The sequence below is a fragment of the Pseudomonas sp. S09G 359 genome (assembly GCF_002843605.1).
GTDB lineage: Bacteria > Pseudomonadota > Gammaproteobacteria > Pseudomonadales > Pseudomonadaceae > Aquipseudomonas.
In genome coordinates this window covers 2,177,255-2,189,439 of record NZ_CP025263.1, presented here as the reverse complement: position 1 = coordinate 2,189,439, position 12,185 = coordinate 2,177,255, and the positions used below count along the sequence as shown (strand labels likewise).

10 protein-coding genes are annotated in these 12,185 nt (G+C 61.1%); 3 read left to right on the top strand and 7 right to left on the bottom strand.

The features are described from left to right. Positions 1-6 precede the first annotated feature (6 nt). From CXQ82_RS10045 to CXQ82_RS10025, 5 genes are read right to left on the bottom strand one after another with little or no spacing between them, the layout of a single operon-like run. Complete coding sequence (locus CXQ82_RS10045; protein ID WP_101268401.1) at positions 7-1,143, bottom strand: hypothetical protein; 1,137 nt, start codon at positions 1,141-1,143, stop codon at positions 7-9. Next, positions 1,140-1,865, bottom strand: a complete 726-nt coding sequence (locus CXQ82_RS10040; protein WP_101268399.1) for an SDR family NAD(P)-dependent oxidoreductase — start codon at positions 1,863-1,865, stop codon at positions 1,140-1,142. Before CXQ82_RS10040 ends, CXQ82_RS10045 begins: the two co-directional genes overlap by 4 nt. Positions 1,866-1,875: 10 nt before the next feature. Next, positions 1,876-2,604, bottom strand: a complete 729-nt coding sequence (locus CXQ82_RS10035; RefSeq protein WP_101268396.1) for a sulfotransferase family protein — start codon at positions 2,602-2,604, stop codon at positions 1,876-1,878. Next, positions 2,601-3,824 (bottom strand): transaldolase family protein, encoded by a 1,224-nt coding sequence (locus tag CXQ82_RS10030; RefSeq protein WP_101268394.1) that lies wholly within the window; start codon positions 3,822-3,824, stop codon positions 2,601-2,603. Before CXQ82_RS10030 ends, CXQ82_RS10035 begins: the two co-directional genes overlap by 4 nt. Before the next feature lie 25 nt (positions 3,825-3,849). Next, complete coding sequence (locus CXQ82_RS10025; protein ID WP_101268391.1) at positions 3,850-4,557, bottom strand: HAD family phosphatase; 708 nt, start codon at positions 4,555-4,557, stop codon at positions 3,850-3,852. 254 nt (positions 4,558-4,811) lie between these two features. On the opposite strand from CXQ82_RS10025, the gene CXQ82_RS10020 reads away from it, so the two are divergent. The 3 genes from CXQ82_RS10020 (at position 4,812) to CXQ82_RS10005 (ending at position 8,847) form a co-directional block, all read left to right on the top strand. Then, positions 4,812-5,612 (top strand): glucose 1-dehydrogenase, encoded by an 801-nt coding sequence (locus CXQ82_RS10020; protein WP_101268389.1) that lies wholly within the window; start codon positions 4,812-4,814, stop codon positions 5,610-5,612. Beyond that, the gene (locus CXQ82_RS10015) at positions 5,605-7,431 is read left to right on the top strand and encodes a glycoside hydrolase family 15 protein (protein WP_101268387.1); all 1,827 of its coding nucleotides are present in this window, start codon (positions 5,605-5,607) and stop codon (positions 7,429-7,431) included. Before CXQ82_RS10020 ends, CXQ82_RS10015 begins: the two co-directional genes overlap by 8 nt. A gap of 519 nt (positions 7,432-7,950) precedes the next feature. Then, entirely contained in the window at positions 7,951-8,847 is an 897-nt protein-coding gene (locus CXQ82_RS10005) for an alpha/beta fold hydrolase (protein WP_101268385.1), read from the top strand. Here the strand turns inward: CXQ82_RS10005 and CXQ82_RS10000 are convergent. Then, the gene (locus CXQ82_RS10000) at positions 8,844-11,051 is read right to left on the bottom strand and encodes an ATP-binding protein (protein WP_101268383.1); all 2,208 of its coding nucleotides are present in this window, start codon (positions 11,049-11,051) and stop codon (positions 8,844-8,846) included. The two genes, CXQ82_RS10005 and CXQ82_RS10000, sit on opposite strands and share 4 nt — an antisense overlap. 109 nt (positions 11,052-11,160) lie before the next feature. Next, the gene (locus tag CXQ82_RS09995) at positions 11,161-12,129 is read right to left on the bottom strand and encodes a GlxA family transcriptional regulator (protein ID WP_101268380.1); all 969 of its coding nucleotides are present in this window, start codon (positions 12,127-12,129) and stop codon (positions 11,161-11,163) included. Positions 12,130-12,185: the final 56 nt, after the last annotated feature.

The following is a 12,185-nucleotide window of genomic DNA, read 5'->3' as shown; positions in this document are numbered from 1 at the left end:
ACACACCTACCAGGTTGAATTTTTAAAGGCGGAATACTTGCTCGCCAATTCGCGGGCAAAATCGGCGGACTGCTCGATCGACATGGTGGTCTTCGAATACCCCAGCATTGCTTGCATTACGGCCATGCACTGCGGGTTGTAGGTGACCGATCCATCGCAATGGATTTCGTCGATACCGTCATGGCTCTGGCAGATGCTATTGATGCGCACCGCCTCCTCCTGCGGGCACGCCTCGGAGAACTGCACCTCGATGCGCCCGTCCTGCAGCCGCACCGGATACCCGCCCGGCAGGCCAAGGGGGCCGGGGGCATGCACCAGCACCGGGGTGGGCGAAAACAGCCCTTCGATCACGGTGACCGCCGAACAGGCCGTGAGGAACTGCCCATCGATGCCGCCCAGGCGACAGAACTCGGTCTTTACCGTGGAAAAAATCACCTCGGCCGGCAGACGGTGTGCCTGCGGCCTGTCGCGCACCTCATACAACAGGCGGTAGCTGGCATGCGCAGGCAACCCGCCGCGCGGTACGTAGTGGCTGAAATAATGCTGGGCATACAGTTGCACCTGCACGTCGGTGGGTGAACATTCCAGCAGCCGCGCAATGGCAAAACGCGTGGCCGGGATCAAGTTCGCCACATTGCCCACGCCGATATCCGGCGCCAGGCCGACCCGGGCCAGGATCGGGTTGACCGCATCGGGAAAGGCCGCATTCACGGTTTTGAGTGCAATCCCGGAGGCCTTCACCGCCTGCATCAGGCTATGCATCAACGTCAGGTGCATCGGCAGCCAGGGGCCGAACTGCGCCTGGTCGAGTTGCTCGAACGTGAGCTTGGGTAACCCGTTGATAACCCGCCATGACTGCAACGACGCACAGTTCACCAACATATCCGGCGCTTCCTCACGCAGCACGCGCGTGACCTTGCCGATATCCGTCAAGTCGGCGATCACCGGCTTGATCGCAATCACCTGCCCCAACTGCGCGCACGACAGCGCCACCAGGTTGCATAGCCGCAGCGTTGCCTCCTCATTGCGGCCCAGCACCACAAACTCGAAGGCATTTTTCGGCCCGAGAATCTTCAGGATCTGCAGGCACAGGTTGCCGGCGCCCACCAGCAGCAGTTTTTTCTTGCGCCCCGAATCGCTCATCGCGGGTAGGCTCCGTTGTCGACCGGTATGACCTTACCGGTCATGTGGCGCATGCCCTCACCGACCAGCAGCAAGATCACCTCGGCGACGCCGCTGGGCCGGATAGGCTCGTTGAGGATTTCCTGGCGCGCGTACTCGGCGCGCCGGTACTCGGGAATGGTGGCGTAGATCGCGGTGTCATGAATCAGCGCCGGGGACACGGCGTTTACCCGCACAAACGGCGCGAAATTCCAGGCATTGGCCTTGGTCAGGCCGATAACTGCCGCCTTGGTGGCACCGTAGAGGGCATCACAGCTGCCCACCTCCCCCGCCACCGAGGCGATATTGACGATGCTGCGCGGGGCTTCGTGCTTGATTTCGCGTTCGGCGAAGTCCTTGGACAGATAAACCAGTGCCTTGAGGTTCACATTGAGGATTTCATCGACTTGCTCGTCGGAATAGGCATAGACACTTTTGCCATGGTAAATACCGGCGTTATTCACCAAGGCATAAATCGTCGCGTGGCGTTCATACAACGCTGGAATAAAACCCTTGATCACCGCGTTATCCGCGAAGTCGGCAACGTGGGTTTCCAACACATCCGTCGTATAACGGTGTTGTAACGCTTCAAGGCCCTGCGCATCCTTATCAGCAGCAATAACGAAATAGCCGTCCTGGATCGCTTGTTCTACAGTCGCCCGGCCAATGCCATTGGCCGCGCCGGTCACAATCAACTTTTTCATACAACAATCCTTATTGGCAAAATTCGTTCATACGCGCGTAATACGTCCGATGGTATTCGTACAACGCCCTTAACTTCGGATGCTGGTCGAGTGCTTGCATATCGATGTGTTGGTTCGGCGGCGAAATAATTCGCTCACTGTTCTCGGCGGCCACGTGCCAACTTCTCCAGGTTTTCCACTGGGGCGGACACTCGCGCTTCCAAGTCATGGCGTGCGGGAGAAACTCGATATCCAAATAATCACAGAGTTTACGCATAACCCGTTCTGGCTCAGCGGCAAGATCATCCGCATTGATCACATACGGCACTTTGCCGGTGAGTTTTGTCACCACACAAAAGATGTCATATAAGGCTTTATGCCCAATGGCCTGCATCGGCATATCCGGGTGTACGCGGTGGTGGGAAATAATACTGCTGGCCGGTTCGCGAATCAGAAAGATATTGTCCTGCTGCGCCAGAAACTCCAGATCAACTTTCAAGTCATCCAGGCAGTGGTAGCACATGTCTTTATGAAAAACATTGGTGCGTTGTTTGGCCGCCAGCAAGTGTTCCTTTATGCCCGAATACGTAGTGGGCAAACTGTCGTCCCATTCATCCGAAGGGATCGCCGAATCCGCGGAAAACGCCATGTGGGCGAACGGCTCGTGGAACACCTCGAAATCCCCACGTTCGATAAACACCCGCTCCAACACGGTAGAGCGCGAGCGTGGGTGCGCCCATAACCCAACCATCCGGTTCATGCGATCACCCCGAATTCGGCCGCCAGCAGTGCGTTGAGGGAACGCTTGAACGGTTTTGTCACCGGGCAGAGACGAACGCAGTAGTCCGCCAGGCGCCGGTGGGCGCTGTTGGCTTCGTTGCAGGCGTTGATAAATGCCTCATGGTTGCCGAAGTCGTACGGCTCGATGCTGTCGATGAAATACGCTTCGCAGAAATACGGGATGCGGATCAACTTGGCGAAGGTCGCTGGCGGCACCTGCAGTGGCTCGGTCGCCGGCACGACTGGCTTGCCGTGGCTTTCGCGCTCGATCAGGAACTCCACCACGTCCGGCGTCAAGGTGTAGCAAGTGGCACGCTGACCGGTTTTTTCCAGGTGCCAGCAGTGTTTGTTGCCGCGCTCGTCGATATCGATTTTTATACTGGAAAGCAGGGTTTTGACCGGCACGGTCGAGGCCGCGACCAGCGCCTGGATCTGTTGGTAAATCATCAGTTCGGCCCAGCGCAGCTCTTCGCAATCCAGCGCCAGGCCACGTTCTGCCGCCTGCAGCGCAAACTCCGGCTGGCAGGCCAAACGCCCGATCATGAAGGTGATCACGTATTTGCAGTGGCGGGTGTCGACACCGTTGCGCTGCGCGCTGGCCAGGCCCCGTTCTATCGCCTGGATACCGGCCTGGAACTGGGAAACCGTAAAGCAGAACGTGATATTCACCGAGCTGCCCTGGGCCACCAGGTCTTCGATGGTCGACATCCCTTCCAGGCTGCCCGGCACCTTGACCATCACGTTTGGCGCCAGCTGTCGCAGCTCCAGCCCCCGGGCAGTCATGCGTTCGGCGCAGCGCACATCCACAGGGTCGACCTGGGCGCAGATCCACCCCTCGGCCTGGGCCGATTGCACCCACAGCGGTGCCAGTGCAGTGGCGCCTTCAGTGATGACTTCGTTGTACAGCTTCTTGCGCAACTCGGCGGGGGACAGGCTCGCCAGGTTAAATCTCGACGCCCAGTACTCGCGTTTTTCGAGAATAACGGCGGTCACCAGCCGCGGGTTGGTGGTGACACTGCAAAACCCTCTGGCCGGCGAGAATGCGTCCGGCATCAGCTGTTCTATGTGGGCTGCCGCTGCCGGGTACTTATCCAGCAAGTGCCTTTTATAGGGCGCGTACACCACGGTTGATGAGTCCCACCACACCTCTGAAGATGGGTCATTGCGTTTTAACCGTTCTATATAACCGAGTGTGTTCACAACGCCTCCTCCCTGAGGAAGTTCGCTAATTATTAATAAGGGTCAACAATTCACGCATATCAGAAAACGTTAAGGCGCCGGCCTCGGCCAACAACGAATGCCGCTCGACAGGAGCAAAACCCAACACTTTAATATTCGCGGCCACCGCCGCCTGGATACCAGCCACACTGTCTTCAATAACCAGGGCATCGCCAACCGCTATGTTGTAGCGGTCACAGGCGGTCAAAAACACCAGAGGATCGGGTTTCCAACGGCCCAATTCATAACAACTGAATATTCGCCCATCGAAATAAGAGAGCAGCCCGGCAACACTCAAGCAATGTTCTATCTTGTTGCGCGGCGCACTCGAGGCTACGCAATAAGGAATATCCAATGCCTGTAACACTTCCAGCATGCCGTCGGTGGCTTTCAAATTAAGCGTCAACGCCTGCAGCGCCTGGGCTCTAAAGTCCGCCTCGAACTGGCTGCCCAGTTCAAGATTCAATAACTGTTCGGCTTCGCCCAAACAATCAGCAATCTTGCGCCCACGAAAACGCTCGATAAACAGCGCTTCATCAAGTTTAAAGTTGCCCGATGCACGGGCATTCAGCAGGCTGATCAACACAGACAAGGTGATCTCTTCGCTTTGCACAAGTACACCGTCGCAATCGAAGATCACCAACTTTGGCAAGCCGTTATAGGCCGGCGACTTTTCCTGGTCTGGTAATTCTCCTTGAACGGCCGAAAGGCACATAACTTTCTCTTTTAAAAGGCCCCGCGATGACTTCCGAACTACCAACGGAGCGGGCTGAGGTGTGCCTATAAGACACGCGGCAAAAAACCCTGTCAAACGCTTTTGATCGGTTTTTTAGTATCTTATGGTTATTTATTATTATTCTTTTATTCCATTTATCACCATGGTTGTAGTCGCTAAAATCACACCGGTGAACTTCCATTGCGCGCGGCCAGTCAGCTGACTGAACTCACGAATTTAAGGCTGGGTGAGCAATGCGAATTTCGTTGGAGCAACAAGTGGCCCTGGTGACGGGCGCCAGTTCCGGAATCGGTGCCGGTGCAGCCAAGGCCCTGGCGCAGGCGGGCGCTGCCGTGGTGCTGAATTACAACCGCCAGGCCGCGCCGGCCGAAGCCCTGGCCGAGCAGATCAATGCCGAGGGCGGCCGGGCGATTGCCATCGCTGCCGACGTCTCTAAAGAAGCCGACGTAGAACGCCTGTTTGCGCAGACCCTCGATGCCTTCGGCCACCTGGACATCCTGGTGGCCAACTCCGGTATGCAGAAGGACGCCGCGCTGGTCGACATGACCCTCGACGACTGGAATAGCGTGATCGGCGTCAACCTCACCGGCCAATTCCTCTGCGCCCGGGCGGCGGTGCGTATTTTCCAACGCCAGGGGCTGCGTGAAGGGGTGTCACGGGCCGCCGGCAAAATCATTCACATGAGCTCGGTGCACCAACTGATCCCCTGGGCCGGGCATGTGAACTACGCGGCGTCCAAGGGCGGCGTGGAGATGCTGATGCGCACCCTGGCCCAGGAAGTCAGCGAGCAGCGCATCCGCATCAATGGCATTGCACCCGGGGCGATTCGTACTGCGATCAATCGCGCAGCCACCGAGGGCGCAGCCGAACAGGCACTGCTGAAGTTGATTCCCTACGGCCGTGTCGGCGATGTGCAAGACGTGGCCAACGCCGTGGTGTGGCTGGCCAGTGATGCCTCCGACTATGTGGTGGGCAGCACCTTGTTTATTGATGGCGGCATGAGCCTTTACCCGGAGTTTCGTGACAATGGTTGATTTGAACAACGAGCCACAAAGCGCCATCGATGCCCACGGCATCATTGGCGACATGCGCAGCGCCGCCCTGGTGAATGACAAAGGCAGCATCGACTTTTACTGCTGGCCGGAATTCGACAGCCCCTCGATCTTCTGCGCGCTGCTCGACTCCCCCGAGGCCGGGACGTTTCAACTCACCCCGGACCTGCCCAACGCCCGACGCGAACAGATCTACCTGCCCGACACCAATGTGCTGCAAACCCGCTGGCTCAGCGATGAGGCCGTGGTGGAAATCACCGACCTGCTGGCCATCAGCGAAGAACCCGATGACCTGCCCCTGCTGATCCGCCGAGTGCGCGTGGTCAGCGGCAAGGCCAGCATTCACCTGCGCTGCGCTGTGCGCCACGACTATGCACGCATACCCACCGTTGCGACCCTGGATAACGGCACCGTGTGCTTCAACGCAGACGGCCAGCCCGGCCTGCGTCTGTCCAGCAGCCACCCGCTGCAGATCAAGGACGCCGCCGCCGTCGCCAGCTTTGTGCTGGGCCAGGAGGAAGATGCCGAGTTTGTGCTGGGCGGCCTCGAGGATGAACGGGTGGACAACGGCTGTACCGACCTGGCGCTGGCACACACCTTGAAGTACTGGCGCGGCTGGATCGCGCAATCGAACTATCGCGGGCGCTGGCGTGAAATGGTCAACCGCTCGGCCCTGGCCCTCAAGCTGCTGACCTCGCGCAAACATGGCGCAATCATCGCCGCCGCAACCTTCGGCCTACCGGAAACTCCCGGCGGCGAGCGCAACTGGGACTACCGCTACACCTGGGTCCGCGACGCTTCGTTTACCGTCTACGCCTTTATGCGCCTGGGTTTTATCGACGAGGCCAACGCCTATATGCGCTGGCTCAAAGGCCGAGTCAGTGACTGCTGCGGCCAGCCGACCAAGATCAACATCCTGTACGGCATCGACGGGCGCCAGGAGCTGCCCGAGACCACCCTGGACCACCTCAGCGGCCATGGCGGCGCCACACCAGTGCGCATCGGCAATGAGGCGGTGGACCAGATCCAGCTGGATATCTACGGCGAACTGATGGACGCGGTGTACCTGGTCAACAAATACGGCGAGGCCATCTCCCACGAAGGCTGGAAACACACGGTGGAAGTCGCCGACCAGGTCTGCGAAGTCTGGAACCAGAAGGACGTGGGTATCTGGGAAATGCGCGGCGAGCAGCATCACTTCCTGCATTCGCGGCTGATGTGCTGGGTGGCCCTGGACCGCGCCATCCGCCTGGCGTACAAGCGCTCACTGCCGGCGCCGTTTGCACGCTGGGACCAGACGCGCCAGGCGATCTACGCCGACATCTGGAGCAACTTCTGGAACGAAGAACGCGGGCATTTTGTGCAACATATCGGCAGCACCGCCCTCGACGGCTCGATGTTGCTGATGCCCCTGGTGCGCTTCGTCGCCGCCACCGACCCGCGCTGGCTGTCGACCCTGGAAGCCATCCAGAAAAGCCTGGTGCGCGACGGCATGGTCTACCGCTACCGCAACGACGACAACCCGATTGACGGCCTGCAAGGCACCGAAGGCGCGTTCGCGGCGTGCTCATTCTGGTACGTCGAATGCCTGGCCCGCGCCGGACAAGTGGAAAAGGCCCACCTCGAATTCGAACAACTGCTGCGCTACGCCAACCCGCTGGGCCTCTACGCCGAAGAATTCGACAGCCAGGCCCGCCACCTGGGCAACACGCCACAGGCGTTGAGCCACTTGGCGCTGATCAGCGCGGCGACATTCCTGGACCGCAAACTCAGCGGAGAAAAGACTACCTGGCAGCCCTGAAAAGCCAGCTGCGGCTCACCTGATGCATGGAGATCCAAATGTGGGAGGGGCGGTGCGACACGCACAAAACCGGTCGGCTCTAAGGCCGCCGCGCTCTTGCTTTTGATTTTAGGCGCCCCGTCAAACACGCTGGCCGCACGCAGGCTTGAATCCGTGGGTAACCCGGCAGGACGCCGGGTTAGCCGCGCTGGGCCAAGGATGGCCCATCGCGGCGGCCCACGGATTCAAGCCTGCGTGCGGGCACACCGAGCCTAAGCGAGGTGCCGAGTGTTGGGGCGAAGACCTTTTGGTTACTTTTGGGGCGTTTGCCAAAAGTGACCCGCTGTAAGAGCGGAACCATAAGCCGCCGTTACCTAAATAACGGATATGTACACCGACAAACCGCTACAAGCATCACCCCCCTCCCACATTTGGATCGCATTCCCCCCCTAGACATGTAAGCCCACTGCCTTCAATACACCCAAGGCCCGTCATCCGTTTCAGCTAGAGTTCCAGCAGCCCCCTAGACAGGACCCCACCATGACCACCCTGCTCTACACCCCCACCCCCATGCTCAACATTGCCTACGAAACCCACGGCCCCACCCACGGCGAACCGGTCATCCTGCTGCACGGCTTCCCCTACGACCCACGCAGCTACGACGAAATCGCCCCGCAGTTGGCCGAACGCGGCTACCGGGTTCTGGTCCCCTACCTGCGCGGCTACGGCCCGACGCGGTTCATCAACGAGCAGGTCATGCGTTCCGGCCAACAGGCGGCGCTGGCCAAGGATTTGCTGGATTTCATGGACGCGTTGGCGATCCCCCAGGCCACGCTTGCCGGCTATGACTGGGGCGGCCGCGCCGCGTGCATTGTCGCGGCATTGTGGCCCGAGCGAGTGCGCGGCCTGGTGACCGGCGATGGCTACAACATCCAGAACATCGCAAAATCCCTCAAGCCACGCGCGCCGGAAACCGAGCATCGGCTGTGGTATCAGTTCTACTTCCACACCCAGCGCGGCGTGGACGGACTGACCGCCAACCGCCGCGAGCTGTGTGAATTGCTCTGGTCACTGTGGTCGCCCACCTGGACCGAGGGGCCGCGCCTGTATGGGCAGACCGCGCCGTCGTTCGATAACCCGGATTTTGTCGAAGTGGTGATTCACTCCTATCGCCACCGCTTCATGTATGCCCCCGGCGACCCGACGCTGGAAGCCATCGAGCAGGCCCTAGCGCGGCAACCGCCGATTTCGGTGCCGAGCATTTCGCTGTGTGGCGCCGATGACGGCGTGGGCCCGCCACCGCAAGAGGATGACGATGTGGAACACTTCAGCGGCGTTTACCGGCGCCAGGTGTTGCCCGGCGTGGGCCACAATATTCCCCAGGAGGCGCCGCAAGCTACCCTGGCGGCAATCTGTGAGCTGCTCGAACGGCCCTAAACCGCGGCCGCAAGCCTGAAGCTGAACACACTGCCCTGCCCCGCCACGCTTTCGGCCCAGAGCGTGCCGCCGTGGGCCTGGATGATGCCGTGGGAAATATACAAACCCAGGCCGCTGCCGTTGGGGTTGCCCTCGCGGGAGGTCCAGTAGCGCTCGAAGATGTAGGGCAGTTGCGCCGCACCGATGCCCACGCCATTGTCGCAGACGCGAAACAGTACTTCGTCGTCTGCCGCTTGAGCGATCACTTCGATGGCGCCCCCCAGGCCGGTGAACTTGAGGGCATTGCCGAGCAGGTTGGAAAACACCTGGAACAACCGCTCCGGGTCGGCCTGGATACGCAACTGCGGCTGCGCGCGCCACGTCAGATTGATGCCCTTGGCCGCCGCCAGCGGGTGCCACATCAAGCCGAGTTGGTCGAGGGTCGCGTCTACCTCCAGCGGTTGCAGGGCCACCCGATAGTGCCCGGCCTCGATGCGCGAAATATCGATCAGGTCTTCGAGCAACGTATTCATGCGCGACGTGGCGGTCTGCATGGTTTCAATCGCCGTGGTCAGGCGCCGGTTGGCCTGGGTTTCTTCGGCGGGCACCAACTTGCGCATCATGCCGCATTGCATCAGCAGGATGGTCAACGGGCTGCGCAGGTCATGGGACACCACCGCCACCAGCTCATCCCGTGCGCGCACGGCGGCATGCTCGCGCTGCACCTGGCGCGCCAGGTCATGCTCGAGGGCGTTACGGCGCAGGCTCTCCACCGCGAGTATTTCCGAGGTCGACCACTGCTGCGCCTTGCCGTCGACTTGCTGCTTCCACAATTCAAACGACTGGCGCGGGCTCAGTGAAGCGGTGCCGGCTTCGCGGGATTTTATCGGCTCACCGCTCCAATGCACCGTCGTCTTCACCTCGGGACGGAACCACATCACCGCGTTGTCCACCGGCTTAGGCAGGCGAAATGCCAACAGGCCACTGGCGATGCCTTCATAGGCAGCGGCCGGCGCAAAGTCCGCGCCCAGTTGGTGACTGGCAACCACACCTTTTTCCTGTTGCCGGATCCAGGGGTAGAGGGCGCGAATTTCATCTTCGCCGGGGCACACGCCAAAGCGATGCAAACGCTCTTCCACCAGAATCGCCAGCCCGCTTGCCGCCGTCAGGTCCAGTAACGTCTGGGCGTGCGGGCGCAAGCTCTCCATCACATCGCAGGTGTCCAACGCCATGGCGCTGGCCAACGCCTCGATCATGACGGTCTTTTCCAACTGCTGACGCCGCGCCTCCTGCTCCTGAAGCAAGGTGATCTGCATCGACAGGAACTGGCCGACGCTGGTGCAGGCCGTGCGTAACTCATGGGGCACGCGCAAAGGCTCGCGGTGGCCACAGGTGATCAGGCCCCAGAGCTGGTCATCCTTGATCAAGGAGATGCTCATCGAGGAGCGCACGCCCATGTTTTTCAAGTAATGGCAGTGCACCGGCGAGACACTGCGCAGCACCGCGAAGCTGAGGTCCAGAGCCTGGCCGGTATCCGGGCGCAGGGCCGGCAGGATCGGCACCGGCGTATAGACAGCGTCGGGAATCACACGGATCCAGTTCAGCCGGTAGAGTTCGCGGGCCTGGGGCGGGATGTCCGACGCCGGGAAACACAAGCCCAGGTAAGGCTGCATGCCGTCGCTCAGGGATTCGCCGATCACCTTGCCGTGCCCTTCCTGTTCGAAACGGTACAGGGTGACCCGGTCATAGCCGGTCAATGCACGGATTTCAGTGACACAGATCTGGTACAGCCCATCGAGGGTCTTCGCTGATTGCAGGCGGCGCAAGGTGCGGGCGACGTGCAGGGCTGCCGCATGCTGGGGTATCACGGCGCGCTCCAGCTCCAGAAACAACAGCCCTTGGTGGCGGTGCAGCAAGGCGTCGTACAGCGCACCTTTTAGGGTGACTTGATGCTGCTCGTCCTCATCCGCATCCAGGTCCGCAAGGGCCAGCCGCACCTGGGCCAGCGCCGCTTCGCCAATCAAGCTGCCCAGCGCCTGGCCGGTCACCGACGCGGTGCCCAGGCCCAGTTCGGTATTGATGTTGGCGCTGGCCTGCAGCACCACCAGTGTCGGCTCGCTGAGGGTCAACAACACGCCATGGGGCTGGATCGCGCCAGGAATATGAATAGGCTCGCTGGCGCAGTCGTCCCTGAGGTCGGCGCCGGTGGCAGTCAATGGTTTCATGGGCAATGTCACGCCGGGGGGCGGAGGGAGTAGCGGCGCAGTACTGAGAGCTGACTGCGGCAGGTAGTCAGGCAACATAGCACCTTGGTTCAACTGTGTACGTTTTCGTTTAAACCGGCTCGCAGAAGCGCTCGCGGTAGGCCTGGGGCGTAACTTCCAGGGCGCGCACAAAGCTGCGGCGCAAGGTCTCTTCACAGCCGAAACCGCACTGCACGGCGATGCGCTTGATTGATGCCGTGCTGTCCGCCAACTGGCGGCGCGCGGTTTCCACGCGGATCAGTTCAACGGCGCGCGCGGGGGTCTGGCCGGTTTCGGCGCGGTAGTGGCGCACGAAGCTGCGCTCGCTCATGCCCGCCTGGGCGGCCAGGGTTGCAATGCTCAGGTCGAGGGTGAGGTTTTCGGCGACCCAGGCGTGCAATTCGGCGAAGCGGCTGCCGCCCTTTTGCAGGGCCAGGGTCACGCTGAACTGCGACTGGCCACCGGGGCGCTTGAGGAACACCACCAGGTGCCGCGCCACTTCCAGAGCCACGGCGCGGCCCAGGTCTTCCTCGACCAGAGCCAGGCACAGGTCGATGCCGGCGGTGACACCGGCGGAGGTCCACACCGAGCCTTGCTGGATAAAGATCGGGTTGGCTTCCACCGTCAGCGCGGGAAACTTGTGCGCAAGTTCTTCGCAACGGGTCCAGTGGGTGGCGACGCGGCAGCCATCGAGCAAACCGCTGGCAGCGAGCAGGAAGGCGCCGGTGCACACCGAGGTCATGCGCCGCGAGTGCCGGGCTTTTTCGCGCACCCAGTCCACCAACGACAGGTCTTCGGCAGCGCCATACACGCCCCAGCCGCCGGCGATGACCAAGGTGTCACAGGGCGCATCGGCGGCGGGCAACGGCTGCGCCACCAGCGCCAGGCCGGCGGAGGTCATCACCGGCTCGGCCTGGTCGGCGATCACGTTGACGGCGTAAGGCAGCGGCAAACCGCGCTGGCGCGCCAGGTCATTGGCCGAGGCGAAGACCTGCAACGGCCCGGTCACGTCGAGCACCTGGGCATTATCGAAAGCAAGCACGTGGATCAGTCTGGGCATGATTGGCGTGATTTGTGGGTTCAATGGCGTACTCGCCAAAGCCTAGGCCTCTAGAG

Coding starts and splice junctions, on each gene's coding strand:
- CXQ82_RS10045 (WP_101268401.1), bottom strand. CDS start 1,143: ATGAGCGATTCGGGGCGCAAGAAAAAACTGCTGCTGGTGGGCGCCGGC.
- CXQ82_RS10040 (WP_101268399.1), bottom strand. CDS start 1,865: ATGAAAAAGTTGATTGTGACCGGCGCGGCCAATGGCATTGGCCGGGCG.
- CXQ82_RS10035 (WP_101268396.1), bottom strand. CDS start 2,604: ATGAACCGGATGGTTGGGTTATGGGCGCACCCACGCTCGCGCTCTACC.
- CXQ82_RS10025 (WP_101268391.1), bottom strand. CDS start 4,557: ATGTGCCTTTCGGCCGTTCAAGGAGAATTACCAGACCAGGAAAAGTCG.
- CXQ82_RS10020 (WP_101268389.1), top strand. CDS start 4,812: ATGCGAATTTCGTTGGAGCAACAAGTGGCCCTGGTGACGGGCGCCAGT.
- CXQ82_RS10015 (WP_101268387.1), top strand. CDS start 5,605: ATGGTTGATTTGAACAACGAGCCACAAAGCGCCATCGATGCCCACGGC.
- CXQ82_RS10005 (WP_101268385.1), top strand. CDS start 7,951: ATGACCACCCTGCTCTACACCCCCACCCCCATGCTCAACATTGCCTAC.
- CXQ82_RS10000 (WP_101268383.1), bottom strand. CDS start 11,051: ATGAAACCATTGACTGCCACCGGCGCCGACCTCAGGGACGACTGCGCC.
- CXQ82_RS09995 (WP_101268380.1), bottom strand. CDS start 12,129: ATGCCCAGACTGATCCACGTGCTTGCTTTCGATAATGCCCAGGTGCTC.